Annotated in this window: 26 protein-coding genes, 2 tRNA genes and 4 pseudogenes; 19 read left to right on the forward strand and 13 right to left on the reverse strand. The window is 70.3% G+C overall.

The annotated features are described in order from the left end of the window. From AB1285_RS18505 to AB1285_RS18545, 9 genes and pseudogenes are all read right to left on the reverse strand, one after another. A pseudogene (locus AB1285_RS18505) lies at positions 1-441 on the reverse strand (rhamnulokinase); the annotation flags it as partial. Then, positions 438-2474, reverse strand: a complete 2037-nt coding sequence (locus AB1285_RS18510) for an SDR family oxidoreductase (protein WP_429977618.1) — start codon at positions 2472-2474, stop codon at positions 438-440. The pseudogene AB1285_RS18505 and the gene AB1285_RS18510, both read right to left, overlap by 4 nt. 47 nt (positions 2475-2521) lie before the next feature. Then, positions 2522-3371: pseudogene (locus AB1285_RS18515) on the reverse strand (alpha/beta hydrolase fold domain-containing protein). A 4-nt stretch (positions 3372-3375) separates the two neighbouring features. Further along, a complete protein-coding gene (gene rhaI / locus AB1285_RS18520; RefSeq protein ID WP_370428373.1) occupies positions 3376-4542 on the reverse strand; it encodes an L-rhamnose isomerase in 1167 nt (388 codons plus the stop codon). Then, the gene (locus tag AB1285_RS18525; protein WP_187663235.1) at positions 4539-4919 is read right to left on the reverse strand and encodes an L-rhamnose mutarotase; all 381 of its coding nucleotides are present in this window, start codon (positions 4917-4919) and stop codon (positions 4539-4541) included. Before AB1285_RS18525 ends, rhaI begins: the two co-directional genes overlap by 4 nt. A gap of 57 nt (positions 4920-4976) precedes the next feature. Next, positions 4977-6008 (reverse strand): rhamnose ABC transporter substrate-binding protein, encoded by a 1032-nt coding sequence (gene rhaS / locus AB1285_RS18530; RefSeq protein WP_187663236.1) that lies wholly within the window; start codon positions 6006-6008, stop codon positions 4977-4979. Then, on the reverse strand, positions 6005-7108 hold the full coding sequence (locus AB1285_RS18535; protein ID WP_292794510.1) for an ABC transporter permease: 1104 nt from the start codon (positions 7106-7108) through the stop codon (positions 6005-6007). Before AB1285_RS18535 ends, rhaS begins: the two co-directional genes overlap by 4 nt. After that, a complete protein-coding gene (locus AB1285_RS18540; protein ID WP_232089176.1) occupies positions 7105-8124 on the reverse strand; it encodes an ABC transporter permease in 1020 nt (339 codons plus the stop codon). Before AB1285_RS18540 ends, AB1285_RS18535 begins: the two co-directional genes overlap by 4 nt. After that, positions 8121-9638 (reverse strand): sugar ABC transporter ATP-binding protein, encoded by a 1518-nt coding sequence (locus AB1285_RS18545; protein WP_187663238.1) that lies wholly within the window; start codon positions 9636-9638, stop codon positions 8121-8123. The genes AB1285_RS18540 and AB1285_RS18545 overlap by 4 nt, the downstream gene beginning before the upstream one ends. A gap of 148 nt (positions 9639-9786) precedes the next feature. On the opposite strand from AB1285_RS18545, the gene AB1285_RS18550 reads away from it, so the two are divergent. Beyond that, positions 9787-10791, forward strand: a complete 1005-nt coding sequence (locus AB1285_RS18550; RefSeq protein WP_259953641.1) for a LacI family DNA-binding transcriptional regulator — start codon at positions 9787-9789, stop codon at positions 10789-10791. A 6-nt stretch (positions 10792-10797) separates the two neighbouring features. Here AB1285_RS18550 and AB1285_RS18555 read toward each other — a convergent pair whose 3' ends face one another. Next, the gene (locus AB1285_RS18555) at positions 10798-11505 is read right to left on the reverse strand and encodes a potassium channel family protein (protein ID WP_315637191.1); all 708 of its coding nucleotides are present in this window, start codon (positions 11503-11505) and stop codon (positions 10798-10800) included. 162 nt (positions 11506-11667) lie between these two features. Here AB1285_RS18555 and AB1285_RS18560 point away from each other — a divergent pair. Beyond that, positions 11668-11756 (forward strand) — tRNA-Ser (locus AB1285_RS18560). Between the two features lie 67 nt (positions 11757-11823). On the opposite strand, the gene AB1285_RS18565 is transcribed toward AB1285_RS18560, so the two are convergent. Beyond that, a complete protein-coding gene (locus AB1285_RS18565) occupies positions 11824-12315 on the reverse strand; it encodes a MarR family winged helix-turn-helix transcriptional regulator (protein WP_370428372.1) in 492 nt (163 codons plus the stop codon). Positions 12316-12431: 116 nt separating this feature from the next. Between AB1285_RS18565 and AB1285_RS18570 the strand changes: the two genes are divergently transcribed. The 14 genes from AB1285_RS18570 (at position 12432) to AB1285_RS18635 (ending at position 22832) form a co-directional block, all read left to right on the forward strand. Next, on the forward strand, positions 12432-13223 hold the full coding sequence (locus AB1285_RS18570; RefSeq protein ID WP_259953645.1) for an SDR family NAD(P)-dependent oxidoreductase: 792 nt from the start codon (positions 12432-12434) through the stop codon (positions 13221-13223). Between the two features lie 50 nt (positions 13224-13273). Then, positions 13274-14893 (forward strand): sodium-dependent transporter, encoded by a 1620-nt coding sequence (locus AB1285_RS18575; RefSeq protein WP_232089177.1) that lies wholly within the window; start codon positions 13274-13276, stop codon positions 14891-14893. Further along, a complete protein-coding gene (locus AB1285_RS18580; protein ID WP_187663244.1) occupies positions 14890-15024 on the forward strand; it encodes a methionine/alanine import family NSS transporter small subunit in 135 nt (44 codons plus the stop codon). The genes AB1285_RS18575 and AB1285_RS18580 overlap by 4 nt, the downstream gene beginning before the upstream one ends. Positions 15025-15107: 83 nt before the next feature. After that, on the forward strand, positions 15108-15971 hold the full coding sequence (locus AB1285_RS18585) for an AraC family transcriptional regulator (RefSeq protein ID WP_315637193.1): 864 nt from the start codon (positions 15108-15110) through the stop codon (positions 15969-15971). A gap of 88 nt (positions 15972-16059) precedes the next feature. Continuing rightward, positions 16060-16695, forward strand: a complete 636-nt coding sequence (locus tag AB1285_RS18590) for a GyrI-like domain-containing protein (protein ID WP_370428371.1) — start codon at positions 16060-16062, stop codon at positions 16693-16695. Between the two features lie 70 nt (positions 16696-16765). Further along, a complete protein-coding gene (locus tag AB1285_RS18595) occupies positions 16766-17569 on the forward strand; it encodes a DUF1206 domain-containing protein (RefSeq protein ID WP_370428370.1) in 804 nt (267 codons plus the stop codon). A gap of 41 nt (positions 17570-17610) precedes the next feature. Then, positions 17611-18918 carry an aminotransferase class V-fold PLP-dependent enzyme gene (locus AB1285_RS18600; RefSeq protein WP_370428369.1) on the forward strand — a complete coding sequence of 436 codons (1308 nt, stop codon included), beginning with the start codon at positions 17611-17613 and terminating at the stop codon, positions 18916-18918. After that, entirely contained in the window at positions 18915-19349 is a 435-nt protein-coding gene (sufU, locus tag AB1285_RS18605) for a Fe-S cluster assembly sulfur transfer protein SufU (RefSeq protein ID WP_187663249.1), read from the forward strand. The genes AB1285_RS18600 and sufU overlap by 4 nt, the downstream gene beginning before the upstream one ends. Before the next feature lie 59 nt (positions 19350-19408). Continuing rightward, positions 19409-20050: an NADPH-dependent F420 reductase gene (locus tag AB1285_RS18610; protein ID WP_268777612.1), complete on the forward strand. Its 642-nt coding sequence runs from the start codon at positions 19409-19411 to the stop codon at positions 20048-20050. A 69-nt stretch (positions 20051-20119) separates the two neighbouring features. Continuing rightward, positions 20120-20779, forward strand: coding sequence for a GntR family transcriptional regulator (locus AB1285_RS18615; RefSeq protein WP_187663251.1), 660 nt, complete (start codon positions 20120-20122; stop codon positions 20777-20779). Positions 20780-20880: 101 nt separating this feature from the next. Further along, entirely contained in the window at positions 20881-21126 is a 246-nt protein-coding gene (locus AB1285_RS18620) for a hypothetical protein (protein WP_187663252.1), read from the forward strand. Next, the gene (locus tag AB1285_RS18625; protein WP_292794539.1) at positions 21126-21986 is read left to right on the forward strand and encodes a hypothetical protein; all 861 of its coding nucleotides are present in this window, start codon (positions 21126-21128) and stop codon (positions 21984-21986) included. Before AB1285_RS18620 ends, AB1285_RS18625 begins: the two co-directional genes overlap by 1 nt. 113 nt (positions 21987-22099) lie before the next feature. Beyond that, the gene (locus AB1285_RS18630) at positions 22100-22738 is read left to right on the forward strand and encodes an asparagine synthase (protein WP_429977619.1); all 639 of its coding nucleotides are present in this window, start codon (positions 22100-22102) and stop codon (positions 22736-22738) included. A gap of 21 nt (positions 22739-22759) precedes the next feature. Then, a tRNA-Arg gene (locus tag AB1285_RS18635) sits at positions 22760-22832 on the forward strand. 170 nt (positions 22833-23002) lie between these two features. Here AB1285_RS18635 and AB1285_RS18640 read toward each other — a convergent pair. Next, entirely contained in the window at positions 23003-23626 is a 624-nt protein-coding gene (locus AB1285_RS18640; RefSeq protein ID WP_429977620.1) for a LysR family transcriptional regulator substrate-binding protein, read from the reverse strand. A gap of 97 nt (positions 23627-23723) precedes the next feature. Continuing rightward, positions 23724-23843, reverse strand: a pseudogene (locus AB1285_RS18645) (LysR family transcriptional regulator); the annotation flags it as partial. Between the two features lie 71 nt (positions 23844-23914). Between AB1285_RS18645 and AB1285_RS18650 the strand changes: the two are divergent. The 3 genes and pseudogenes from AB1285_RS18650 to AB1285_RS18660 form a co-directional block, all read left to right on the forward strand. After that, a pseudogene (locus AB1285_RS18650) lies at positions 23915-25029 on the forward strand (FAD-binding protein); the annotation flags it as partial. A gap of 307 nt (positions 25030-25336) precedes the next feature. After that, positions 25337-25531, forward strand: a complete 195-nt coding sequence (locus AB1285_RS18655) for a hypothetical protein (RefSeq protein ID WP_429977621.1) — start codon at positions 25337-25339, stop codon at positions 25529-25531. Between the two features lie 231 nt (positions 25532-25762). Then, positions 25763-26011, forward strand: a 249-nt coding sequence (locus AB1285_RS18660; protein ID WP_429977622.1) for a hypothetical protein, incomplete at its 3' end; no start/stop codon positions are given.

Below are 26011 nucleotides of genomic sequence, written 5' to 3' on the forward strand. Positions count from 1 at the left end.
GGAGCTGGTAGAGCGTGTTGAACGGGAGGAACTGCAGGCCGTTGCGGGCGTGGAGCTCCTCGAACGGGACCAGGGCGTGGACCTCGTCCACGCCGCCGGCGGTGCGGTCGTCGCGGTAGTGGAACGGCTCGGCGAGCAGCTCACCGGCACGCAGGAGGCCGTAGTCGACCGCCCACGAGTCGATGCCGATGGACTCGATGTGCGGTTCCCGGCGCACCGCTCCGCGAGGCCGTCGAGGACATGGGCGACGAGGGCGTCGAAGTCCCAGTGCAGACCGTCGGCGCGGGTCACCGGTCCGTTCGGGAACCGCGACACGGGCTCGAGCTCCAGGACGCCCGGCCCCACTCGGCCGATCATCACCCGACCGCTCGTGGCGCCGAGATCCACCGCCGCGACCGCACGGACGTGCCGTACGGTCGCGGGCGAGCGGTCGTCGGTCATCGCAGGAATGCCGCGGCGACGCCGGAGTCGACGGGGATGTGCAGACCGGTGGTGCGGCTCAGCTCCGGGCCGGTCAGCACATAGACGGCGTCCGCGACGTTCTCCGGCACGACTTCGCGCTTGAGGATCGTGCGGTCGGCGTAGAACTGGCCGAGGTCCTCTTCCTTGACGCCGTACGTGGCCGCCCGGTTCGCTCCCCAGCCGGAGGCGAAGATCCCGGACCCGCGGACCACGCCGTCGGGGTTGATGCCGTTGACCCGGATGCCGTGCGCGCCGAGCTCCACGGCGAGCAGCCGCACCTGGTGCGCCTGGTCGGCCTTCGTCGCCGAGTACGCGATGTTGTTCGGGCCGGCGAAGACGGAGTTCTTGGAGGAGATGTAGATGATGTCGCCGCCGAGTCCCTGGTCGATGAGCACGCGCGCGGCGGTCTTCGAGACGAGGAACGAGCCCTTCGCCATCACGTCGTGCTGGAGATCCCAGTCCTTCTCGGTCGTCTCCAGCAGAGGCTTCGACAGCGACAGGCCGGCGTTGTTCACCACGAGGTCGATGCCGCCGAACGCGAGCACCGCCTGGTCGATCGCGGCCTGCACCGCATCGGCGTCGGCGACGTTCGCGGCCACACCGATCGCCACGTCGTCGTTCCCGAGCTCGGCGGCCGCGGCCCTGGCCTTGTCCAGGTCCGGTCGGCGACGACCACACAGGCGCCCTCCGCGGCGAGGCGGGTCGCGATGGCCTTGCCGATCCCGCTCGCGGCACCGGTGACGAGGGCGATGCGGCCCTGGTGGGACTTCGGCTTCGGCATGCGCTGCAGCTTCGCCTCCTCCAGCGCCCAGTACTCGATGCGGAACTTCTCGGCGTCGGAGATGGGGGAGTACGTGGGACAGCGCCTCGGCACCGCGCATCACGTTGATGGCGTTCACGTAGAACTCGCCGGCGACCCGCGCGGTCTGCTTGTTCGCTCCGTACGAGAACATGCCGACGCCGGGCACGAGGACGATCAGCGATCCGCGCCGCGGATCGCCGGCGACTCGGCCGTGGCGTGGGCGTCGTAGTAGGCCTGGTAGTCGGCGCGGTAGGCGGCGTGGAGCTCCCGCAGCCGTGCGGTCTGCTCCTCCACGGTCGCCGTGACAGGGAGGTCGAGGAGGAGCGGCTTGACCTTGGTGCGCAGGAAGTGATCGGGGCAGCTCGTGCCGAGGGCGGCGAGGGCCGGGGCCTTCTCGGAGGCGAGGAAGTCGAGGACCACGTCGCTGTCGGTGAAGTGACCGACCATCGGCTTGTCCGTCGACGCGAGCCCGCGGATGGTTCCGGCGAGGGCGGCCGCCCGCGCGCGGCGCTCCGGCTCCGGCAGGGCCCCCGAAGCCCGAGCGCGTGCCGCCGAACGGTTCGGGCGACCCGTGCTCCGCGATGTAGGCGGCGGCGGTGTCGATGATCCAGAGGGAGTTCGCCTCTGCCTCCTCGGAGGAATCGCCCCAGGCGGTGATGCCGTGTCCGCCGAGGATCGTGCCGATGGCCTGCGGGTTCGCCGCCTTGATCTCCGCGATGTCCAGCCCCAGCTGGAAGCCCGGGCGGCGCCACGGCACCCAGACGACCGGGTCGCCGAAGATCGCTCTCGTGAGCTCCTCGCCGGCGGCGGCGGTGGCGATCGCGATGCCCGAGTCGGGATGGAGGTGGTCCACGTGCGGGGCGTCGACCAGGCCGTGCATCGCGGTGTCGATCGAGGGGGCGGCGCCGCCCTTGCCGTGGAGGCAGTAGTCGAAGGCGGCGACCATCTCGTCCTCCCGCTCGACGCCCGGATAGACGTCGACGAGCGCGCGCATGCGGTCGAGGCGGAGGACGGCCAGGCCGTTCTCGGTCAGCGTGCCGAGGTCCCCGCCCGACCCCTTGACCCAGAGGAGCTCGACCGGCTGCCCGGTCACGGGGTCGATCTCGGTGCCCTTGGCGGACGTGTTGCCGCCGGCGTAGTTCGTGTTCTTGGGGTCGGCGCCCAGGCGGTTGCTCCGCGCGAGTAGTTCGGCGGCGGTGGGGTTCGTCATGCGAGTCCTCGGTTCGTAAGTGAAAATACCCGGTCGGCGCCGGAGAGTCAGGGGAGTTGCAGGATCCGAGCCGCGAACCGATCGATCGTCGAGGCGAACGCGGATTCCTCGGGGCGATTGAGATGGCCGTGGGTGGTGCCCGGCTCGACAGCGACGGCGACCTCGACGCCGGCGGCGGTGAGGGCTCGGGCGAATGTCTCGCCGGACACGCGGAGCTCGTCGGTCTCGTCGTTGACCATGATGGTGGGCGGGAAGGAGACGAGCGCCGCGGATGCTGCGGTGCCGGGGATGGCATAGACGTCCGCCGTCCTCGGGGTCGCCGCCGAGGTAGTTCTCATACATGCCACGCACGAAGTCGGGGGTGAACACGTCGGCGGAAGGATCTCCGTCGAGCAGGGCGCGCAGCTTTGGGCCGGGCGCCGCCTGCACCGCTTGCAACGTCGGGTAGGCGAGGACGGCGAGAGCGGGCACGATGCCGCCCTCGTGGGAGAGGCGGAGCGCCGCGCCGGTCGCAAGGTTGCCACCTGCGCTGGCTCCGCCGATCGCCCATCCTCGCGTGGCGACGTCCGACGTGGCGGCCCAGCGGAACGCGAAGACCATCTCGTCGTGCGGGACGGGGTAGTGCACGCCGCCGCGTTCGGGCGCGCCGAGGCGCGCGGTCCACTCGGGGGTGATCGGGGCGAGAGCGTAGTCCACGCTCACGACCGCGATTCCCCGATCTACGAACGCTCGTGCGACGGCGTCGGCTTCCGGCATGTCAATGTCGCCGCCCGCGAATCCGCCGCCGTGCGCCCAGACCAGGCCGTGGCCGCTCGGCGACTTCGAGGAGTAGACGCGCACACGCAGCGGACCGTGCGGGCCGTCGAGGACGTGGTCGCGGATGTCGTGCGCGGTCATCGGCTCAGGCCCCCCAGCCGGCCTGCACGCCGCCCACGCGCTCCTCCGCGATCCGCTGCCCGTACCCGGAGGCCGCGTAGGCCGCCATCGGGTCGGCGGGGAGACCCCGTCCCTCTCGCCATTCGGCCAGCGCCGGACGGACGTCGGTGGAGAAGGCGTCCATGAAGACGGCGTTCGCCGTCAGCACGTCCCCGCTGCGCTGAGCGGTCGTCAGGGCTTCGCGGTCGACGAGCAGCGCACGCGCTGTCATCTCCTGCACGTTCAGCACGGAGCGGATCTGTCCGGGGATCTTGTCCTCGATGTTGTGGCACTGGTCCAGCATGAACGCGACGTCGGGGTTGTTCAGCCCTCCGCCCCGGATCACCTCGAACAGGATCCGGAACAGCTGGAACGGGTCGGCGGCACCCACGATGAGGTCGTCGTCCGCGTAGAAGCGGGAGTTGAAGTCGAACGAGCCGAGCTTCCCGAGGCGCAGCAGCTGCATGACGATGAACTCGATGTTGGTGCCCGGCGCGTGGTGACCGGTGTCGAGGCAGACCATCGCCTTGTCACCGAGGGCGGTCACCTGCACGTAGGACGTCCCCCAGTCCGGCACGTCGGTGTGGTAGAACGCGGGCTCGAAGAACTTGTACTCGAGCACGAGGCGCTGGTGGTCGCCGAGGCGCGCGTAGATCTGCTGCAGAGAATCGTGCAGCCGATCCTGCCGCCTGCGCAGATCCGCTTGCCCGGGATAGTTCGAGCCCTCCGCGAGCCAGATCTTCAGGTCGCGGCTGCCGGTCGCGTCCATGACGTCGATGCAGGCCAGGTGGTGATCGATGGCCTTGCGGCGGACGGCCGCATCCTCGTGGGTGAGGGCGCCGAACTTGTAGTCGTCGTCCTGGAAGGTGTTGGAGTTCACCGTGCCGAGGGAGACGCCCTGGTCCTCGGCGTGACGTCGCAGGTCGTCGAACGAGTCGACGAGGTCCCACGGGATGTGCAGCGCCACGGTCGGGGCGAGCCCGGTGTGGGCGTGGACCTGCGCGGCGTCCGCGATCTTCTCGTACGGGTCGCGGGGCGTGCCGGGAGTGCTGAACACCTTGAACCGGGTCCCGGAGTTGCCGAACGCCCAGCTGGGCAGCTCGATGCTCTGCTTCTCGAGCGCGGCGAGGATGTCGGGGGTGAGGATGCTCACGATGCACGGCCTTCGTTGTCGGTGGCGGGTGTGGCGCTCTCGCCGGCGGCGGCGAGCTGGTCTTCGAGGTGGAACACCTCGGTGAGAGGGGTGGCGGCCTGATCGGGACGGCCGTCGAGGTCGAGGAAGAAGGGGGCCATCTCGGCTTCCCAGCGTGCGGCGACGGGGGAGGCGGCGAGGTAGGCCTGCGCGGCCGCATCGTCATCGGTCTCGTAGTAGCCGAAGAGCACGCCGCCGGCACCGAGGAAGAGACTGTAGTCGCGCCGGCCGGCGGCCGCGATCTCGCGGAGCATCTCGGGACGCACCGGCGTGTGGCGGGCGAGGTACTCGGACAGCAGCTCGGGCTTCACCTGGAGCTGGAAGGCGACGCGGGTCATGCGATTCCTCTCGGAGGTCCGGCCGGCGCCCGCGGGGAGCGCCGGCCGGAGGGCGACTCAGAAGTCGAAGTCGCCGATGTTGTCGGCGTCGAACACGAACGGGTCGCCCAGCAGGACGACGCCGTCGGCGCCGACGGTGTACTCGCCGAGGTCGCCGGCCTCGAAGGTGTCGCCTTCCTCACCGGTGATGTCACCCGCGATCAGGGCCTGCGCGGCGTAGGCGGCCAGGTAGCCGAGGTCGGCCGGGTTCCACAGCGCGAAGGCGGTGACGGTGCCGTCCTCCACGTACTCGCGCATCTGGTTGGGCGTGCCGAGGCCGGTCAGCGCGACCTGGCCCTTGAAGTCGGACGTCGACAGGTAGCGCGCCGCGGCGGCGATGCCGACCGTGGTGGGCGAGACGATGCCCTTGAGGTCGGGGTGGGTCTGCAGCAGCGCGGCCGTCTTGTCGAACGACGTCTGGTCGTCATCGTCGCCGTAGACCGTCTCCACGATCGTGATGTCGGGGTACTCGCTGGCGACGTACTCCTCCATCAGCTCGATCCAGGCGTTCTGGTTCGTGGCGTTGGCCGAGGCGGAGAGGATGGCGATCTCCCCGGCGCCGCCGATCTGCTCGGCGATGAGGTCGATCTGCACCTTCGCGATGCCTTCGGAGTCGGCCTGGTTGATGAACAGGTCGCGGCAGTCGGTGTTGGTGTCGGAGTCGAAGGTGACGACCTTGACGCCGGCGTCCCTGGCCTCGTTCAACGCGTCGCAGATGGCCTGCGGGTCGTTGGCCGAGACGACGAGGGCGCCGACTCCCTGCTGCGTGGCCGTGTTGATGTAGCTGACCTGGGCGTCGGGCGTGGCCTCGGCCGGGCCGACCTCGGAGAACGTGCCGCCGAACTCCTCGACGGCTTTCTTGCCGCCCTCGCTGGACGTGTCGAAGTACGGGTTGCCGAGGTTCTTGGGCAGGAAGGTGATCGAGGCGTCCGACCCGTCGCCGCCGCCGTCTCCTCCGCCGTCGGTGGAGCCGGCGCAGCCGGTGAGTGCGACCGCCGCCGCCACCGCGAGGGCGGCGAAGGCGGTGACACGCTTGCGTGCAAACGTCATTGTTCGTTCCTTTCGTCGGGAGATGCCGCGGATGCGGCGTCCATCGGTGCCTTCGTCGCTGTGGCGGCACCGGCGGGGGGTCTGCCCGGTCGGCGGCGTGCCTTCTGCAGCCAGGCCAGGAAGCTTGCGGCCACCACCGAGATCACGAGGAGCGTGCCGGTGATGATGTTGATGACGTCGGAGGTGACGTTCACCAGGCGGAGTGCACTCGCGAGCGCTCCGATGAGGAAGGCGGCGGCGATGACGCCGTAGATCTTGCCGCGACCGCCGAACACCGACACGCCGCCGAGCACGACGGCCGCGATGACCTGGAGCTCGAGGCCGGTGGCGTTGTCGCCGCGGGCGCTGCCGTAGCGGAGCGTGTAGAAGATGCCGGCGAACGCGGCGACCGCCCCGGACAGCACGAACAGAATGAGCTTCGTGCGCTCGACGTGCACACCGGAGAAGTGCGCCGCGTCCTTCGACAGACCGATCGCGTACACCCCGCGGCCGAACGGCGTGAAGTGCAGCAGGACCGAGAAGACCGCGACGAGCACGAGGAACGGGATCGTGATGACGGGGATCGGGGTCCCCGTGATCTTCGCCTTGGCGAGAGCCGTCCAGAACTCCGGGAAGTCGGTGACGGCCGCCGTGCCGAGCAGCCCGACGGCGAGGCCGCGGAAGAGCGCGAGCGTGCCGATCGTGACGGCGAGCGAGGGCAGGCCGACGACTGTCACGAGGAAGCCGTTGAACGCTCCGCCGACCACGCCCACGACGAGGGCGGCGAGGGCCGCGAGCTCGAAAGGGATCCCCGCCTGCACCAGCGCGCCGGTGACGACGCTGGACAGTCCGACCATGCTGCCCACCGAGAGGTCGATCTCACCGGTGATCATGATGAGGGTCATCGGCAGGGCGATCAGCAGGATCGGGGCGATGTCGAGCAGCAGGTAGGTCAGCGTGATGGGCTGTCCGAACCCGCGGATGCTGGACGCCGAGACGATCGCGACGAGCAGGAGCAGACCCACGATCGCGGCCTCGCGGGTGAGCAGGAGGCGACGCCACAGGGGCTTGTCGTAGTCGCGGATGACGCGGGTGGTCGCGGTGACGGTCGCGGTGGTCATGATTCGTCCCTCGCCTCGATGAGACGCCGTCTCTGCCGTACCGCGAGCACGCGGTCGAGCACGATGGCGCCGATGATGAGCAGGCCGACGACGGCACGCTGCCAGAAGTCGGGGATGCCGAGGATCGGCAGCGCCCGGTTGATGGTCAGCAGGAGGACGGCGCCGATCGCCGCACCCCAGACCGAGCCGATGCCGCCGGTGATCGCGACGCCGCCGATGACGGCCGCGCCCACCGCGTCCAGCTCCCATCCCGCTCCCGCCTGGGAGTTGATGGTGCCGTAGCGGGCCGCGTAGAAGACGCCGGCGAGTCCGGCGAGGGCCCCCGACAGGACGAAAGCGGTGAGCACGCGGCGGGTGACACGCAGGCCGTACAGCTCGGCCGCCGCCGGGTCGGAGCCGATCGCGTAGAACTCCCGGCCGCCACGGGTGTTCTTCATGTACCAGGCGGCGACGGCGAGCACGAGGACCGCGACGATCGCGAGGATCGGGATGCCGAGGAGCTGGCCCGTGCCCAGGGCCAGGAAGTCGCGCGGCATGTCGGACGCGTTCACGCGGTCGCTGCCGGTCCACAGCACGTTGATGCCGCGGTAGGCGTAGAGGGTGCCGAGGGTGATGACCATCGCCGGCACCTTGGCGTACGCGACGAGGGCGCCGTTGATGAGGCCGAGGAGGGCGCCGAGCACCACGGCGGCGACCACGACCAGCACGATCGGGATGCCCGGGATGTCGATGAAGAGTCGTCCGGTCAGGTAGGCGGTCAGACCCATCACGGACCCCACGGACAGGTCGACGTTGCGCGTGATGAGGACGATGGCCTGTCCCACCGCGACGAGCACGAGGATCGAGGGCGTCAGCAGCAGGTCGCGCCAGCCGTCGGCGCTGAACAAGAACTTGGGGTTGTTGAGGGTCGCGGCGGTCACCACGAGCACGAGGGCCAGGAGGATGCCGAACTCGCGGGCTCTGCCGAGACCGGAGATGCGCTTGGTGAGCGCGGAGACGGGGATGGCGGTGGTCACGAGCTGAGCTCCGATGCGTGCGTCGCGGCGAACATGACGTTCTCGGAGGTGGCCTCCGAGCGGGGGATCTCGGCCGTGATGCGACCCTCGCGCATCACGAGCACGCGGTCGGCCATGCCGAGGACCTCGGGCAGCTCGGACGAGATCATCAGGATCCCCATGCCCTGACCGGCGAGCTGGGACAGCAGACGGTGCACCTCGGACTTGGTGCCGACGTCGATGCCGCGGGTGGGCTCGTCGATGAGGAGCACCTGCGGCTGCGTCGCGAGCCACTTCGCGAGCACGACCTTCTGCTGGTTGCCGCCGGAGAGCGTGGCGGCGACGGTGTCGAGCGCGTGCGTCTTCACCTCCAACCGTGAGGCCCACTCCCGGGCGGCACGGTTCTCCATCGCCGTGGTGAGCAGGCCGAGGCGGGCGAGGCGCCGACGGATCGCGAGGGTGATGTTCCCACCGACGCCGGCTTCGATGACGAGGCCCTGCTTGCGGCGATCCTCGGGGACGAGGGCGAGCCCGGCGCGCATGGCGTCCACCGGGCGCCGGGCGCGGATACGGCGCCCCTTCATGTGCACGCTGCCCTCGCGGTACCCGTCCACGCCGAAGACGGCGCGGGCGACCTCGCTGCGTCCGGCGCCGACGAGGCCGGCCAGTCCGACGATCTCGCCGGCGCGGACGGAGAAGGAGATGTCGTGGAAGAGGCCGGGGCTGGTCAGCCCCTCGACCTCGAGCAACGGTTCGCCGATCGTCGCCTCCTGCTTCGGGAACAGCTCGGACACCTCGCGACCCACCATCTGATGGACGAGCTCGTCCACGGTGGTCTCGGCGATGGCGGAGGTCGCGATGTACGCGCCGTCCCGCATGACCGTCACGGTGTCGCAGAGCGCGAACACCTCGTCGAACCGATGCGAGATGAAGATGAGGCCGCGGCCCTCGTCGCGCAGGCTCCGGGCGATCGCGAACAGACGCTCCACCTCGACGCCGGACAGTGCCGCGGTGGGCTCGTCCATGATGAGCAGCGTGGCGTCGAGGGAGACGGCCTTGGCGATCTCGATGACCTGCTGGTCCGCGATCGACAGGCCCTCGGCGGGACGGTCGGGGTCGATCGTGACGCCGAGGCGGGTGAAGAGGCGCTCGACCTCGTGGCGCATGGCCTTGCGATCGATCCGTCCGAACCGCCCGACCGGCTGGCGGCCCATGAAGATGTTCTCGGTGACGGAGAGGTCGGGGAAGAGTGTCGGCTCCTGGTAGATCACCGCGACGCCGGCGGCCTTCGACTGCGCGGTCGAGGTGAAGTCGACGTCCTCGCCGCGGAGGCGGAAGACTCCGCCGTCGCGCTGGTAGAGACCGGCGACGATCTTCACGAGGGTCGACTTGCCGGCACCGTTCTCGCCGACGAGCGCATGGATGGAACCGGGGTGGACGGCGATGGTGCCGGAGCGCAGGGCGATCACCGACCCGAAGGCCTTCTGGACGTCGGCGAGCTCGAGCACGGGCGCCGTCGTGGGTGAGGACATCATTTCTCTCTCCATTGAGGGAATGAATCGTTTCAAACCCTGATGGAGTTGAGACTAGGGGCTGTGTTGACGCGTGTCAATACGGCGTGAGAGTCTGAGGCGATCCCCGCGGATGAGTCGTTTCAGCGGCGGGAACCGGAGGGAGGGCGCGATGGCCGTCAGTGTGCGGGAGGTCGCCGAGGACGCGGGTGTCTCCGTCGGGACCGTGTCGAACGTGCTCAATCGGCCGGAGAAGGTGGCCGCGGAGACCGTCGCTCGCGTACAGGCGTCCATCGACCGTCTCGGGTTCGTGCGCAACGACGCGGCGCGGCAGCTCCGTGCCGGGCGCAGCCGCACGATCGGGCTCGTCGTGCTCGACATCCGGAACCCGTTCTTCGCCGAGGTGATCCGCGGGGCCGAGGAGCGCGCCGACCAGCACGGACTCTCCGTCCTCGTCGCGAACAGCGACGAGAAGCAGGAGCGCGAGGCGATGCACCTGGACCTCTTCGAGGAGCAGCGGGTGACGGGTGTGCTCGTCACCCCGGTGGCGGAGTCACTGCCGCGGCTGGTGCGGATGCATGAGCGCGGTACGCACGCCGTCCTCGTCGACCGGGAATCGCAGGATGAGCGGTTCGCCTCCGTCGCCGTCGACGACGTGGAGGGCGGGCGCATCGCGACGGAGCACCTGCTCGCGGTCGGCCGTCGCCGGATCGCCTTCGTCGGCGGCCCGGTCGCGCTGCGCCAGGTCTCCGATCGCCTGAGCGGCGCGCAGGCCGCGGCGGCTGCGGCAGGGGTCGGGCTGGAGTTCATCGCGACCTCCGCGCTCACCGTCGAGGAGGGGCGGCGCGCCGGTGCGCAGATTCTCGACCGTGCCGCGGGGGACCGGCCGGACGCCGTCTTCGCGGCGAACGATCTCCTGGCCCTCGGCCTCCTGCAGAGCCTGGTGATGACCGGCGATGCCCGGGTCCCCGAGGACATCGCGCTCGTCGGCTACGACGACATCGACTTCGCCGCGGCCGCCGTGATCCCGCTCAGCTCGGTGCGGCAGCCGGCCGCGCTCATCGGCTCCACCGCGGTCGACCTGCTGCTGCGGGGCCAGGACGACGTGGCGCCCGCGCCGGAGCACGTGCTGTTCCGGCCGGAGCTCGTCGCCCGCCGCTCGACCACCGGGGAGTGACCGCGGTCAGGCCGGCGTCGGCGTGGAGCGCTGGGCGCTGGCGCCCCGCATGATGCGCGCCACGGCGGTGATGAGGAAGAGCTGCCCGGTGATCCCCTCGGCGATGGCCACCGCCTGCACGCCCGATCCGACGGGGACGAGGTTGCCGTAGCCCGTCGTCGTCAGGGCGGTGAACGAGAAGAAGAGCTGATTGCCGAGCGAATCGCTCGCCGCATCGCCGAACAGCGGGGTCGGCAGCAGCAGCGACAGCAGGTTGTAGACGAAGGCGAAGAACATGCCCACGAGGATGTAGGCCGTCACGGCGGCCAGGAGGGCCTCGACGTCGAGGCCTCGTCGGGTGACCTGGTGCGCGATGATCGCCCACGGCGCGACCAGCAGCGCGATCATGGAGGCGGCGGAGAGGGCGACGGCGAGGGCCGGACTGTCCGTGGCGAAGAACGCCGCGAGGAGGGCAGCGAGCCCGGCGGCCGAGAGCACGACCCACGACACCCGCTGCACGAGGGCGCGGGCCCTGGTCACGCGGAACACGATCGCGACCGTGACCAGCATCGCCAGGAACGCCCAGGGGCTGGGAACCGTGCCGGGCTGGGCCGCGCACAGTCCGTACGAGACGATGAGGAGGGCGAGCACCGCGGCATAGCCGAGGGCACCGCGCCTCGGGTCGGCCGGGGCGGCGAATCCCGCGCGGACGTGCGCTCCCGATGGCTCGGACATGGCGTCTCCTCTCGCGTCCGCGGGGGCGGGCCCTCGCAACGTGCGGCCAGTATCGCAGGGCGGCCGGCCCGCGCCGGGGAGCGTCCGAGACCGGCGGTTCGTGACCACGCGTCGGACCCGTTATGATGGTGGGGTGCATCAGTGCTCTCGAGCCGGATGCCTGGAGACGTCGCATAGTCCGGCCTAGTGCACCACCCTGCTAAGGTGGAGTCCCCTCACGGGGACCAGGGGTTCAAATCCCCTCGTCTCCGCACGGAGAAGCCCCGACGAGTCCGCTCGCCGGGGCTTTCGTGTTCGCGGCTGCGGGGGCTGTCCTCCTCACGCCTGCGTCCCGGGCGTCCAGGTCGGGTCGGGGGAGAGTGCGGCGGAGAGCTTCCGGCTGACCACGCCGAGCTGCCGCGCCTGCGCCGGCGTGAGGGCATCGAAGACGACGCGGCGGATGAGCGCCTGGTGGGCGGGAGTCGACTCCTCGACCTTCCGATGGCCGGCGTCCGTGAGGATGCCGAGGGTGAAGCGCCCGTCCTCCGCGTCGACTTCGCGTCGGACCCAGCCTTTCGCCTCCAGGCGAGTGATGGCGCGGGAGAGCCGGGACAGCGTGCTGTTCGCGTAGCCGGCGAGGACGCTGAGGCGGAGGGTGCGCTCCGGCGCCGAATCGAGGGCAAAGAGGATCCCGTGCTCGAAGTGGGTGAGCCCGCTCTCCCGCTGCAACTGCGCGTCGAGGGCCGCCGGGAGCCGTTCGAGGAGCGTCGCGAGTGCCGACCAGACGTCCATCTCTTCGGCGTTCAAGGGGGCGGGGGAGAGCGGCGACATTCCTCCACCGTAGCGGTTGAGCCATGCTCTTCGCTTGCTTGGGAAAGTGAACAGTGGATAATATGACTTGCTCAGGCAAGTGATGCGGGAAGTCCGCTGAAGCGAGAGGGAGACGGATGGAACTGGGGTTGCGCGGCAAGAGGGCGTTCATCAGCGGGTCGAGCCAGGGGATCGGATATGCGGTCGCGTCCGCTCTCGCTGCCGAGGGGGTCGATGTCGTGATCAACGGTCGTGACGAGGGACGCGTCGACGCGGCGGTCGCCGCCGTGGCCCTCGCGCATCCCGGTGCGGCCGTCTCCGGGATCGCCGCGGACTTCACCGATCCCGACCAGGTGGCCGCGTTGACGGAGAAGCTCGGTCAGGTGGACATCCTCGTCAACAACGTCGGTCTCTTCGGACTCGCCGACTTCGCGGACATCACCGATGAGGACTGGGCGCGCTACTTCGAGGTGAACGTGATGAGCGGAGTGCGCCTCTCCCGGGCTCTCCTGCCGGGGATGCGGGACCGGGGCTGGGGACGCATCGTCTTGGTCAGCAGCGAGTCCGGCGTGAACGTCCCGGCCGACATGGTGCACTACGGCGTGACGAAGGCGGCGATGATCGCCCTCGGCAACGGGTTGGCCAAGCTCACCCGCGGCACCGGCGTGACGGTCAACACCGTCCTGGGTGGCCCGACCTACTCGGAGGGCGTCGCGGCGAGCGTCGCCGCCGTCGCAGCAGCCCAGTCCGTCTCCGTGGACGTGATGAAAGAGGCGATCATCGGACAGAACACGACCACACTCCTGGAGCGCTTCCTCGATCCGACCGAGGTCGCGGACCTCGTCGTCTACCTCTCCAGCGTCCGGGCCTCCGCGACGAACGGCGCCGCGCTGCGGGCGGATGGGGGCGTGCTGACGGCGATGCTCTGACCCGAGCGCGTCACTCGCCGGGGCCCATGGCTTCCGGTATCCTCGCGGGCATGCCTAGACCCACCCAGACGCCGCAGCGCGAGGCCTTCGGCTCGCGGAACGTGTTCATCCTCTCGGCGATCGGCTCGGCCGTGGGTCTCGGGAACATCTGGCGCTTCCCGTACGTCGCCTACGAGGGCGGCGGCGGTGCGTTCCTCATCCCGTATCTGTGTGCGTTGTTGACGGCCGGCATCCCGCTGCTGTTCCTGGACTACGCGATCGGCCACCGGTTCCGGGGCTCCGCGCCGCTCGCGTTCCGACGCCTGCACCGGGCCGCCGAACCGCTGGGGTGGTGGCAGGTGCTGATCTGCGTCGTCATCGCGGTGTACTACGCCGTGATCGTCGCCTGGGCCGGCATGTACACCTGGTTCTCGGCCCAGCTCACCTGGGGAGCGGGCAACGAGAACGACTTCTTCTTCGTCGACTTCCTGCAGTCCGCCGACGTCGCGGAGGTCGGCCTCTCCGGCGAGTTCGTGCCGCAGGTGGGCCTGCCGCTGATCGCGGTGTGGCTGATCGTCATCATCATCATGGCGCTCGGCGTCAAGCGCGGTATCGGGCGCGCCAACATGATCCTGATGCCGCTGCTCACCCTCATGTTCGCCGTGCTCGTGGTGCAGGCCCTCTTCCTCCCCGGCGCCCTGGACGGTCTCAACGCCTTCTTCACGCCGAACTGGGAGGCACTCGCCGACCCGGCCGTGTGGGCCTCCGCCTACGGGCACATCTTCTTCTCGCTGTCTGTCGCCTTCGGGATCATGGTGACCTACGCCTCGTACCTGAAGCGCAAGACCGACCTCACCGGCTCGGGCCTCGTGGTCGCGTTCGCCAACTCCGGTTTCGAAATCCTCGCCGGCATCGGCGTGTTCGCGGCCCTCGGGTTCATGGCGCAGGCGCAGGGCACGGATGTCTCCGGCGTCGCGACCTCGGGCATCGGCCTCGCCTTCGTCGCGTTCCCGACGATCGTGTCCCAGGCGACCGGCGGGTCGATCATCGGCGTGCTGTTCTTCGGCGCCCTCGTCTTCGCCGGGATCACCTCGATGATCTCGATCCTGGAGGTGATCGTCGCGGCACTGCAGGACAAGCTCGGCTGGGCGCGGGTGCGCACCACCCTCGTCGTCTCGATCCCGCTGGCCATCATCTCCGCCGCGCTGTTCTCCACCACCACCGCGCTGTCGGTACTCGACACCACTGATGCCTTCGTCAACGCCTTCGGCATCATGGCGGTCGCCCTCGTCGCGGTGATCGTCGTGGCCTGGGTGCTGCACAAGCTGCCGCAGCTGCAGGAGCACCTGAACCGCCGTTCGAGCTTCCGCGTCGGCCTCCTCTGGCGCCTGCTCGTGGGCGTGCTGGCCCCGCTCGTGCTCGGGTACCTGCTGATCACCGAACTCCTGACGAAGATCGCGGAGCCGTACAGCGGCTACCCCGGCTGGTTCCTCGGCGTGTTCGGCTGGGGCATGGTCATCGCGTTGGTCGTCGGCGGAGTACTGCTGTCGCTGGTGCCGTGGAGCAGGCGCTCCCGCGCCAAGGACGACGTCGGCTACGACGACTTCCTGGACCAGGAGGAGTACGCCGCCGATCCGGAGACGACGAGCATCGCCGTCCCGGCCGCGCAGACGAAGGGAGCAGGGGCATGACCACCACTGCGATCGTCATGATGATCATCGCCATGGTCACGGTGTGGGGCGGCCTCATCGCCGCCGTCGTGAACCTCGCTCGGCACCCCGAGGTGGAGGACGCCGAGCCGGCGGTGCCGACCGAGCTCTGATCTCCGACCCGATCGCATCGGACCGGGACGATCGGGTGCCGGGAGGGCTGCGGCGACACGATGGTGGGGAAAGGAGGACCCCCGTGATCGGCACGCTCAACGCCCTGGTCGACCTCGTCGACGCGGACAGCGGTCAGGAGATCGACGTCGCCGCGTTCGCCCGCGCGCACGGCACCACCGAGTACCACCTGCGCCGGATGTTCTCGGCGCTCGCCGGGGTGCCGTTGACCGAATACGTGCGGCGTCGTCGGATGACGCTCGCGGGTGCGGAGCTCGCCGCCGGTGCACCGAGTCTGCTCGATGTCGCCGTTCGGCACGGCTACGGCTCGACCGAGGCGTTCGCCCGGGCGTTCCGCGCCGTGCACGGCATCGGGCCGGCGGACGCGCGTCGGCACGGGGGTCCTCTCCGCACACAACCTACGCTCCGGTTCCGCCTGAGCGTCGAAGGGAGCACCCCGATGGATGTCACCATCACCCACCGCCCCGCGTTCGCCCTCGTCGGTCATGCCGCGGAGGTCCCGCTCATCCACGTCGGCGTCAATCCGCACATCCAGGCGCACATCGCCGCCATCCCGCCGGAGGAGCACGCCCGCCTCAAGGCGCTCGGCAACGAGGAGCCCGCGGGCATCCTCGCCGTGACCGCCGACATCGATCCGGATGCCCCGGAGGGGACGCCGCTGACCTACCTGCACGGGGTGGCCGTGCGCGACGACACCGCGGTTCCGGACGAGCTCGACACCCTGCGCGTGGCGGAGGGCACGTGGGCCGTGTTCGGCGCGAGCGGCCCGTTTCCGGAGACTCTGCAGAATCTGTGGGCGGCGACGGCGACCGAGTGGTTCCCGTCGAACCCGTGGCGGCTGCGACCCGGGCCCTCGATCGTCCGCTACCGGGAGTTCACCGGCGACACGGCCTCCTGTGAGCTCTGGCTCCCCGTCGAGCAGAGCTGACCGTGGATCGGGTCGGGCCCGTGGGGCTCGACCCGATGTCGGTGCCCTGGGGCACACTGACCGCACGACGACGAAGCGGGGGCAGGCCATGACGGCGACCGATCCGAAGAAGACGCTCGATGCGTACCAGGCGAAACGGGGGACCTTCCGGATCCTCGAGGTGCCGCCACTGACCTATCTGATGGTCGACGGCGCCGGCGATCCGAACACCGCGCCGGCGTTCTTCGACGCGGTCGCGGCCCTCTACCCGCTGGCGTACACGCTCAAGTTCGCCAGCCGTGCCGAGCTCGGCGTCGATCAGGTCGTGATGCCCCTGGAAGGCCTGTGGCACGCGCCGGACATGGCGTCCTTCACCACCCGACGCGACAAGTCGACCTGGCTCTGGACGCTGATGATCATGGTCGGCGACCACGTCACTCCCGTCCTCTTCGACCGTGCCGTCGAGACGGTCGCGGCGAAGAGCGCGAAGAAGGGGGAGGAGCTCCCGGCGCTGGCCGCGGTCCGGCGGGAGGTGCTAGCCGAGGGGCTGTGCGTGCAGACGCTGCACGTCGGACCGTTCGACGATGAGGGCCCCGTGCTGGAGGAGCTGCACGAGCGGTTCGTCCCGGAGAACGGGTTGCGGATGCGCGGTCGGCACCACGAGATCTATCTCAGTGACCGTCGCCGGACGGCCCCGGAGAAGCTGCGTACCATCCTGCGGCAGCCGGTGGAGCGGATCACCTGAGCGCTTCCGCACCGCGCGTCCGGAAAGCAACCCCCTGATTCCGACCGCCCGCGGCGGATACTCTTCGAGCATGAGCACCGTCAAGCATGCGGCGCGCGTGGCGAAGGACTCCACCGCGTTCCGGCGGACCGCCCGCGCGGGTTTCGTCGTCCTCGGCGTCATCCACATCATCATCGGCGCGATCGCCATCACGATCGCCGCGGGTGGGTCGGGTGACGCCGACCAGGACGGCGCGATGGAGCAGGTGCGCAACAACCCGGTCGGGGGACTGCTGCTGCTCGCGATCGCCGTGGGCCTCCTCGCGCTCGCCGTGTGGCAGGTGGCGAGCGGGTTCCTCGCCGCCGACCCCGCGGAGACGAAGAAGTGGGGCAAGCGTCTCAAGCTCTTCGGCATCTCCGGCACGTACCTCGTGATCGCCGGACTGGCGCTCATCTACGCCGTGGGCGGCCGGGCGGAGTCCTCCGACGCCTCGAAGACCCTGAGCCAGGTGGTCCTGTCCGCGCCCGGCGGGGTGGCGCTGCTCGTGGTGATCGGTCTCAGCGTCGTTGGCGTCGGCGTCGGCTTCATCATCGGCGGGATCATGCGCTCCTTCCGCAAGCTCATCGACGTGCCGACCGGAGCCGCCCGCGCCGGAGTGATGACCCTCGGCATCGTGGGCTACATCGGCAAGGGCATCGCGGTGGGGGTCACCGGGGTGCTGTTCGTGGTGGCCGCCGTGACGCAGGACCCGGAACGCGCCGCGGGGCTCGACGCCGCTCTGCACAGCCTCCTCAGCCTGCCGTTCGGGCGGCTCATCCTCGGTGCCGTCGGCGTCGGCTTCGCGCTGTACGGCGCCTTCTGCATCGTGCGGGCCCGTCTCGCCCGCATGTCGTAGTCCTTCCGCCCGGGCCACGCGGAAGATGGGAGACTGGAACGATGAGCGCTTCTCCCGGAGTCGACGTGATCACCCCGCTGACCGAGACCGAGGTGCAGCGGATCCGCGAGGACTTCCCGATCCTGCACACCCGCGTGCACGGCCACCCCCTGGCGTACCTCGACTCGGGCGCGACGTCGCAGCGTCCGGAGTCCGTGCTCGACGCCGAACGACGCTTCGCCACCGCCATGAACGCGGCCGTCCACCGCGGCGCCCACACGCTCGCGGCAGAGGCGACCGAGCTGTTCGAGGACGCCCGCAGCACGCTCGCTCGTTTCGTGGGCGCCGACGACGACGAGATCGTCTGGACCTCGAACGCCACCGAGGCCGTCAATCTCGTCGCCTACTCCCTCTCCAATGCCTCGCTCGGCCGGGGCGGTGCCGCCGCTGCAGGCCTCCGGCTCCGCGAGGGGGACGAGATCGTCACCACCGAGATGGAGCACCACGCCAACCTCATCCCCTGGCAGGAGCTCGCTGCGCGCACCGGGGCCACGCTCCGGGTCATCCCGCTCGACGACGACGGGGCCCTCCGTCTGGATGCGGCCGCGGAGCTCATCTCGGAGCGCACGAAGCTCGTGGCCTTCACCCACGTATCGAACGTGTTGGGCGTGATCAACCCCGTCGAGACCCTCGTCGCGCTGGCCAGGGAGGTCGGCGCCCTCACGCTGCTCGATGCCTGCCAGTCGGCTCCGCACCTGCCGCTGGACCTCCACGCGCTCGGGGTCGATCTCGCCGTCCTCTCCGGCCACAAGATGCTCGGCCCCACCGGCATCGGGGCGCTCTACGGCCGTCGCGAGGTCCTCACCGCGATGCCCCCGTTCCTCACGGGCGGTTCCATGATCACGACCGTCACCACGACCGAGGCCGAATACCTGCCACCGCCGCAGCGCTTCGAAGCGGGCACGCAGCGGGTGTCCCAGGCGATCGCGCTCGCCGCCGCGGTCGACTACCTCTCCGCGGTGGGGATGGATCGCATCGCCGCGCACGAGGCCGCGTTCGGGCAGCGACTCGTCGACGGGCTCGATGCGATCGACGGCGTGCGGGTCCTGGGTGCGGGCATCGAGCTGCCGCGCGTGGGGCTCGCAAGCTTCGACGTCGCCGGGATCCACTCGCACGACGTCGGGCAGTTCCTCGACGACCAGGGCATCGCCGTGCGCGTCGGGCACCACTGCGCGCAGCCGCTGCACCGCCGGCTCGGTGTGACCTCGTCGACGAGGGCGAGCACCTATCTGTACACGACAGCGTCCGAGGTGGATGCCGTCATCGAGGCGGTCGCCGGGGCGATCGCGTTCTTCGGGAGGGGCGCATGAGCGACCTGCAGAGCCTGTACCAGGAGCTGATCCTCGACCACTCGCGCACGCCGCACGGCTTCGGGCTCCGCGAGGAGATCGCGGCGCAGTCGCATCAGCTCAACCCGACCTGCGGCGACGAGATCACCCTGCAGGTGCATCGCGGCGCCGACGGCGACGTGGAGGCGATCGCGTGGGAGGGGCACGGGTGCGCCATCTCCCAGGCGTCCGCCTCCCTGCTCGCCGAGCTCGCCGAAGGCCTCACCGTGGACGAGCTCGAGGTGCGCATCGCGGCCTTCCGCGAGGCGATGCGCTCCCGGGGCACGATCGAGCCGGACGAGGAGCTGCTCGGCGACGCCGCGGCCCTCGGCGGGGTCTCCCGGTATGTGGCTCGCGTGAAGTGCGCCATGCTCGCCTGGGTGGCGGCCGAGGACGCGCTCACGCGCCTCTGACCTCGTCCGCTCCTGTCTCGGACCGGGAATAGCATCGGGCGGCAGGCGTTGGCCCGAGCATGACAACTCTCGGAATCATCGGAGCAGGCAACATCGGCAGCCAGGTCGCCCGAGTGGCGGTGGCCAACGGCTATGACGTCGTGATCGCGAACTCGCGAGGGCCGGAGACCTTGGCCGACCTCGTCGCAGAGCTCGGGCCGCACGCGAAGGCGGCGACGGCGGAGGAAGCGGCCGCCGCGGCGGACGTGGCCGTGGTGACGGTGCCGCTGCACGCGATCGATCAGCTTCCCGCCGCACAGCTTGCCGGCAAGATCGTGCTCGACACGAACAACTACTACTTCGAGCGCGACGGGCACATCGAGTCCCTCGACAAGGGCGAGACCACCACGTCCGAGCTCGTGCAGGCGCAGCTCCCGGAATCGAGGATCGCCAAGGCGTTCAACCACATCTACGCCGCGGACATCACGACCGACGGGACTCCGGCCGGTACGCCGAACCGGCGGGCGCTGGCCACCGCGGGTGATGACGCCGAGGCTGTGGCCTTCGTGACCCGCTTCTACGACGAGGCCGGCTTCGACACGGTCAACGTCGGCCCGCTCAGCGAGTCGTGGCGGGTCGAGCGCGACCGTCCGGCGTACGTCGTCCGGCAGAACGCGGAAGAGCTGACCGCGAACGTCGCGCGGGCGAACCGTCTGCCCTGAGTCGGCTCGCGCCTCCGGTCTGGGATACCAAACTTGGCCAATCCCGGGCCGGGGTGCGAGAATGCCCGGATGGCGGGGGCTGTGGGGGTAGGCGGGGAACTCGAGTCGGTCAGGGTCACGAGGATCCTCCGAGACGACATCGTGCTCGGGCGACGCCCACCGGGATCGCGTCTCGTGGAACGGGACATCGCGGCCGAGCTGCAGGTGTCGCGTCTCCCGGTGCGGGAGGCGATCAGGACCCTGGTCGCGGAGGGCGTGGTGGTCGCACGACCGCGGACGTGGGCGGTCGTGCGGGAGTTCACCCATGACGACATCCGCAACTTCGCCGAGGTGCGGGAGGCGATCGAGACCCTCATCTTCGTCTTCGCGGCCGAGCGGCATGACGCCGCCGGGCTCGCACGCCTGCGGGATGCCTATGAGCGCGAGGCTGCGGCGGCGCGGGCAGGAGACGCCGAGACCGCGCGCACAGCGGCGGCGGAGTTCCACGAGATCGCCGTCGATCTGGCGGGCAACGAGATGCTGGGCGAGCTCATCGCGGTGTTCCTGACCCGCCTGCGGTGGCTGTTCGGACAACACGACGATCTGGCGGCGATGGCGGACGAGCACCGCGTCATCCTCGAGGCCGTCGCCGCGCGGGACGTCGAGGCGGTGCGCCGGATGGTCCCCGCTCACCTGGCCAGCGGACATTCGGCGGCCGAACGACGGCTGGCGCAGACCGTGACCGGCTGAGCGCGTCCGTCTGCGAAGACACCCCCACCGCGCGGAAGGCCGGTTGTATCCTTGTCCGGTCGGAGTCGGTCCGGTCTGTTCGTGCTGTCCTGGGGAGCGAGATGCGAAATCTTGCTGTCGTCGTCGGGGGAATCCTCCTGCTCGGCGGTGCTGCGCTCCTCGTCATGGCCGACCAGGAGCGTGCCGCGGACGTCGCCGCTGTGAAGGCCGAGATCGCTCGGATCGAGGACGTGCTCGACGAGTCGCAGACGGAGAACCTCGCCCTCGCGGAGCGTCTCACCGAACTCCGGTCCCGTATCGCTGAGCAGGACGCCGATCTCTCGGACACGACGGGCTTCCTGCCGTGATGCGCCGGAAACTGGCGGTGACGGTGTCGGTGGCCGTGCTCCTCGCGGCGGCCGTCGTCGCCCGGGCCGACGCGCTGGACCACGAGCGGGCGGAGGCGTTGGCGCAGCTCTCCGTTCTGGCCGACCGATCGCACGACGCCGCGCAGCGCACCGACCACCTGTCCGGCGCCGTCGCGCAGGCCGAGCAGGACACCGCGGATCGGGCCGCCGTGCTGGCCGTGCGTCCCGCGTTCCTCGAAGAGCTCTCGACGCTCGCGGCCGTCCTCCGTGGTGCGGACGGCAAGGTCGACACCGCGGCGCATCTCGCGTCCGCCCGGTCGGCTCAGGAGACGGTGCGCGCCGAGCGCCACGATCCCGACACCGTGGTCGCGGCGACCGCGACGGTCGAGGCGCTCACGCAGAAGGTCGGCACCGAGGTCGCAGGGTGGCAGGCATCGCAGAGCGCCGGTCCCGGCGGGCCCGTGTGGACGTCGAGCGGGCCGGACGGCTATGCGCGGGTGCGCGCGGCCCTCGACCGGGTGGGCGGCGGGGGCGTCGGGCTGTACGAGTCGTCGTCGTGTGCGGGCGGCACATCGCCGGCCTGCGCCAACAGCAACGGCTACATCAAGTACCGTGCCGACATCACCGGGTGGAGCGACGGACGCCTGAACTGGGCGATGGCGCACGAGCTCGCCCACATCCATCAGTTCCGGGTCTGGGGTGCCCTCACCTCGTCCGGCGCCTACGCGACGATGTTCGGCGGCGATCCGGAGTTCCTGGCCAACTGCATGGCCGTCGTCCGCGGCTTCCCGGGTTCGGTCGGGTGCTCCGGCGAGCAGCAGACCTGGGCCTCCGGTATCTGGGTCGGGGTCGTCCGCTAGCCCCGGCCCGACACGGGCTTCGATGTCGGAGGTGTGCGGCATGCTGATCCAGAGCCAATCCGGCCGAGACTGCGCGGCATCGGTACCGGTACGCTCGAGAGAAGGAGGTGCCGGTGGGACGGACTGCGGATGCCATCGCCGAAGGCGTCGCGATCGCGACGGCCGCTGCGCGCCTCGCCGTGAAGAATCACATCCTCATCGGCACCATCGCCGAGGACGGCGTCTTCGACCTCGACAAGTACGTCGAGGATGCCAGGGCTGCTCTCGGCGCGATGGCCGAGGAGTCGGAGGAGGCCGCGGCCACGGTCACGGCCCTGCGCAAGCGCGCCCGCGGTCGGCATTCCGACCCGGTCGGCACCCACGACTACCGCGACCGCGATGTGCGCAATCTCCGGAGGCGGGCGAAGCAGTCGCTCGGCGTCGCGCAGCGTCTGCGCGAGATGATGGATGACCGTGCCCAGCTGGAGAGCATCGTCGAGGAGGCGCGCGCGGCGGCCTGGGCCGACGTGCGGCACAACCTCGACCGTCGACTGCGCGTCGAGGGCATGCGACCCGATCAGGATCCCGACTACGCACGTATGCGTGAGGCGCGGATGCAGGCACTGCGGCTCGTCGACCTGCAGGCGCTCTCCTCGCAGCAGCGGGCCAGGGAGAAGCGGCGGAAGAAGCAGGAGAAGGTGGCCGCGAAGGGGAGTGAGCCCTCGTTTCGCTTTCCGGTCTCGTCTGTTGTAGGCTGGTCGTCGGCCCGCTGAGCGTAAAGCACCGCGGGTCCTGCGCCTCTAGCTCAATGGATAGAGCATCTGACTACGGATCAGAAGGTTGGGGGTTCGAGTCCCTCGAGGCGCACACTGTGTTGAGACAGTACGGAAACCCCGTCGCGGAAGCGGCGGGGGTTTTCGCTGTCCGGGGGCAGGTGCCGCGGTCAGAGCAGGCTGGTGATAGCGGGATCGCGTTCGCGAGGTCGGCCGCCGTCGCCATGATCGCCGACCGCATCGCGGCGACCGCGACGGCGGGCGTCACGTCGGAGCGGTGGCGAGGCTGATCGTCCGGGACATCGCGGGGTGGGCGAGACGCGCGGATCGCAGTGCGGGGCGTTCGTACAGCACCATCGCCGGGACCACCGCGACGCCGACGCCGCGCTCGACGAAGCGCAGCACCGCATCCATCTCCGCGCCCTCCAGCGCGAGGGTCGGGGTGAGATCGGCGGCCCGGAAGACGGCGTCCATCGCGGCGCGCAGTTCGTAGCTCTCGTCGAACTGGATGAGCGGGAGCGTGGCGAGGTGCGCCAGGCTCACGGACGAGCCGTGGGTCACCGGAGGGGCCGCCGCCGACGAGATCACCACGAGCTCCTCGGCGAGCAGCGGGACGTGCGTGAGGCTGACCCCTGCCGGCACCGGACCCTCGGACTGGGTCACGAGGGCGATGTCGACCGCGCCGACCGCGAGCTGCTCGACGAGCAGGCGAGAGCCGCCCTCCGTGAGGTGCAGATCGATGCCGGGGTGGGTGGCATGGAACGAGCTGAGAGCTTCCGCCACGAGGCTGATGCACAGGGTGGGCGGGGCGCCGAGTCGCACCCGTCCACGGCGGAGCCCGGCGAGCTCGGCCACCTCGTCGCGGATGGCGTCGGCTTCGGCGAGCATGCGCTGCGCGCGAGGGAGGACCGTCTCCCCGGCCGCCCGTCAGGGCGATGTGGCCGCGCGCGCGATGGAACAGCTCGGCGCCGAGCTCGCGTTCGAGGGTCGAGATCTGACGGCTCAGCGACGGCTGGGCGAGGTGGAGGTGCTCGGAGGCGCGGGTGAAGTGGCCGAGGCGGGCGACTTCGACGAACCCGCGGAGCTGCTCGAGGTTCATATCCATAGCGTACCCGCATGGTTTCCAGACAAACTATGCATTGGAGTTATTAGGATCGCCTAACTAGCGTCGAGAGCATGAATGCACCCGAACGTCAGATCTCCACCACGGTCCTCGTGATCGGCACCGGAGGCTCCGGGCTCCGCGCCGCGATCGAGGTCGCCGAGCACGGCGTCGACGTGCTCGCCGTCGGCAAACGCCCGCGGCAGGACGCCCACACGTCGCTCGCGGCCGGCGGCATCAACGCCGCTCTCGGCACGATGGACGCCGAAGACAGCTGGCAGCAGCACGCGGCGGACACGATCAAGGAAAGCTACCTCCTCGCCAACCCCCATACCGTCCAGATCGTCACCCAGGGCGCCGAGCGCGGCATCCGCGACCTCGAGCGCTGGGGCATGGACTTCGCCCGCGAGGGCGACGGCCGCATCTCGCAGCGCTTCTTCGGTGCGCACACCTACCGCCGCACCGCCTTCGCCGGCGATTACACCGGCCTCGAGATCCAGCGGACGCTGGTCGCCCGCGCCGAGCAGCTCGACGTCCCCATCCTCGACAACGTCTACATCACCCGTCTGCTCGTGCGCGACAACGTCATCTCGGCGCGTACGGCTTCGATCAGGCGGACGGCACGCGCTACCTCATCCATGCGGACGCGGTGATCCTCGCCGCGGGCGGGCACAACCGCATCTGGCGCGGACGTCGTCGAGGCGTGACGAGAACACCGGAGACTCCTTCCGGCTCGCTGTGGAGGCGGGGGCGCGACTCCGCGACCCCGAGCTGGTGCAGTTCCATCCGTCCGGCATCATCGAGCCCGAGAACGCCGCCGGCACCCTCATCTCCGAGGCCGCGCGCGGGGAGGGCGGCATCCTCCGCAATGCCCGGGGCGAGCGGTTCATGGAGAAGTACGACCCCGAGCGGATGGAGCTGTCGACGCGCGACCGTGTCGCGCTCGCCGCCTACACGGAGATCCAGGAGGGCCGCGGTACGGAGAACGGCGGCGTCTGGCTCGACGTGTCGCACCTGCCCCGCGAGACCATCATGACCCGGCTTCCGCGCGTCTATCAGGACGATGATGGAGCTGCAGATGCTCGACATCACCGCGGACCCGATCGAGATCGCGCCGACCGCGCACTACTCGATGGGCGGCGTGTGGGTGCGGCCGGACGACCACCAGACCGACGTCGACGGGCTGTACGCGATCGGGGAGGCGTCGAGCGGACTCCACGGCGCGAACCGTCTCGGTGGGAACTCGCTCATCGAGTTGCTCGTCTACGGCCGGATCGTCGGTCAGGCCGCCATGGCCCACGCCGCGGGGCTCGACGCCCAGCGCCGGTCGGCCGATGCGGTCGCCGCCGCTCGTGCCGAGATCGACGACCTCCTCGCCGCGGAGGGGCGCGAGAACGTGCGGGCTCTGCAGCGCGCGATCCGCAACCTCATGACGGAGTACGCCGGCGTGGTGCGGTCGGAGGACGGGGCTGAAGGCGGGCCTCGCCGACCTCGACATGATCGAGGGGCGCATGGAGGACATCGGCATCCACCCGGACATCGCCGGATTCCAGGACCTCGCGCACGCGTTCGACCTCAAGGCCTCCGCGCTCGCTGCCCGGGCCACGCTGGAGGCGGCGCGGGAGCGTCGGGAGACTCGCGGATGCCACAACCGCAGCGACTTCCCGGACACCGATCCACGCTGCAGGTGAACCTCGTGTGGTCCCCGTCCGCCGGCGTGACCCGCGAGGAGATCCCGCGATCCCCGAGGAGATCGCCGAGCTCATGCGCGACGTCGACACGACCGGCAAGCTCGTCGAGTAGATCCCCGAGACCCCGCTCTCGCGTCGAGACCCCGCCCTGCAGACGTCTGCGGGGCGGGGTCTCGGCGGTAGTCCGGGGTTTCGGGGAGGGAGTCAGTCGACGCCGAGGCCGACGGCCTCGTGATCCGGTTCCGGGTCGTCGCGCTTCGGGCCTTCGGCTCCTCGCCGGGGGACTTCTCGGTGCTGGGCTCCTCCAGCTCCTCGGTGCTCGGGACCTCGGCCGGGTCCGCGTCCTCCGGGGAGTCCGCCTGCTCCGGCGTCGTCGCCTCGCCCTCCGAGGTGTCGGACGCGGGGGTCGGCGTGGGGGTCTGCGCCTCGGGCGAGAGCTCGTCGTTCGCGGTCGGTTCGGGAGTGTTGTCGGTCATGATC

It is taken from the genome of Microbacterium sp. NRRL B-14842 (assembly GCF_050470785.1).

Bases quoted from the DNA above. Each gene is read 5' to 3' on its own strand.
- AB1285_RS18510 (WP_429977618.1), bottom strand. From the start codon at position 2,474: ATGACGAACCCCACCGCCGCCGAACTACTCGCGCGGAGCAACCGCCTG.
- AB1285_RS18525 (WP_187663235.1), bottom strand. From the start codon at position 4,919: ATGACCCGCGTCGCCTTCCAGCTCCAGGTGAAGCCCGAGCTGCTGTCC.
- rhaS (WP_187663236.1), bottom strand. From the start codon at position 6,008: ATGACGTTTGCACGCAAGCGTGTCACCGCCTTCGCCGCCCTCGCGGTG.
- AB1285_RS18535 (WP_292794510.1), bottom strand. From the start codon at position 7,108: ATGACCACCGCGACCGTCACCGCGACCACCCGCGTCATCCGCGACTAC.
- AB1285_RS18545 (WP_187663238.1), bottom strand. From the start codon at position 9,638: ATGATGTCCTCACCCACGACGGCGCCCGTGCTCGAGCTCGCCGACGTC.
- AB1285_RS18550 (WP_259953641.1), top strand. From the start codon at position 9,787: ATGGCCGTCAGTGTGCGGGAGGTCGCCGAGGACGCGGGTGTCTCCGTC.
- AB1285_RS18555 (WP_315637191.1), bottom strand. From the start codon at position 11,505: ATGTCCGAGCCATCGGGAGCGCACGTCCGCGCGGGATTCGCCGCCCCG.
- AB1285_RS18565 (WP_370428372.1), bottom strand. From the start codon at position 12,315: ATGTCGCCGCTCTCCCCCGCCCCCTTGAACGCCGAAGAGATGGACGTC.
- AB1285_RS18570 (WP_259953645.1), top strand. From the start codon at position 12,432: ATGGAACTGGGGTTGCGCGGCAAGAGGGCGTTCATCAGCGGGTCGAGC.
- AB1285_RS18575 (WP_232089177.1), top strand. From the start codon at position 13,274: ATGCCTAGACCCACCCAGACGCCGCAGCGCGAGGCCTTCGGCTCGCGG.
- AB1285_RS18580 (WP_187663244.1), top strand. From the start codon at position 14,890: ATGACCACCACTGCGATCGTCATGATGATCATCGCCATGGTCACGGTG.
- AB1285_RS18590 (WP_370428371.1), top strand. From the start codon at position 16,060: ATGACGGCGACCGATCCGAAGAAGACGCTCGATGCGTACCAGGCGAAA.
- AB1285_RS18595 (WP_370428370.1), top strand. From the start codon at position 16,766: ATGAGCACCGTCAAGCATGCGGCGCGCGTGGCGAAGGACTCCACCGCG.
- AB1285_RS18600 (WP_370428369.1), top strand. From the start codon at position 17,611: ATGAGCGCTTCTCCCGGAGTCGACGTGATCACCCCGCTGACCGAGACC.
- sufU (WP_187663249.1), top strand. From the start codon at position 18,915: ATGAGCGACCTGCAGAGCCTGTACCAGGAGCTGATCCTCGACCACTCG.
- AB1285_RS18610 (WP_268777612.1), top strand. From the start codon at position 19,409: ATGACAACTCTCGGAATCATCGGAGCAGGCAACATCGGCAGCCAGGTC.
- AB1285_RS18615 (WP_187663251.1), top strand. From the start codon at position 20,120: ATGGCGGGGGCTGTGGGGGTAGGCGGGGAACTCGAGTCGGTCAGGGTC.
- AB1285_RS18620 (WP_187663252.1), top strand. From the start codon at position 20,881: ATGCGAAATCTTGCTGTCGTCGTCGGGGGAATCCTCCTGCTCGGCGGT.
- AB1285_RS18625 (WP_292794539.1), top strand. From the start codon at position 21,126: ATGCGCCGGAAACTGGCGGTGACGGTGTCGGTGGCCGTGCTCCTCGCG.
- AB1285_RS18640 (WP_429977620.1), bottom strand. From the start codon at position 23,626: ATGCTCGCCGAAGCCGACGCCATCCGCGACGAGGTGGCCGAGCTCGCC.
- AB1285_RS18655 (WP_429977621.1), top strand. From the start codon at position 25,337: ATGATCGAGGGGCGCATGGAGGACATCGGCATCCACCCGGACATCGCC.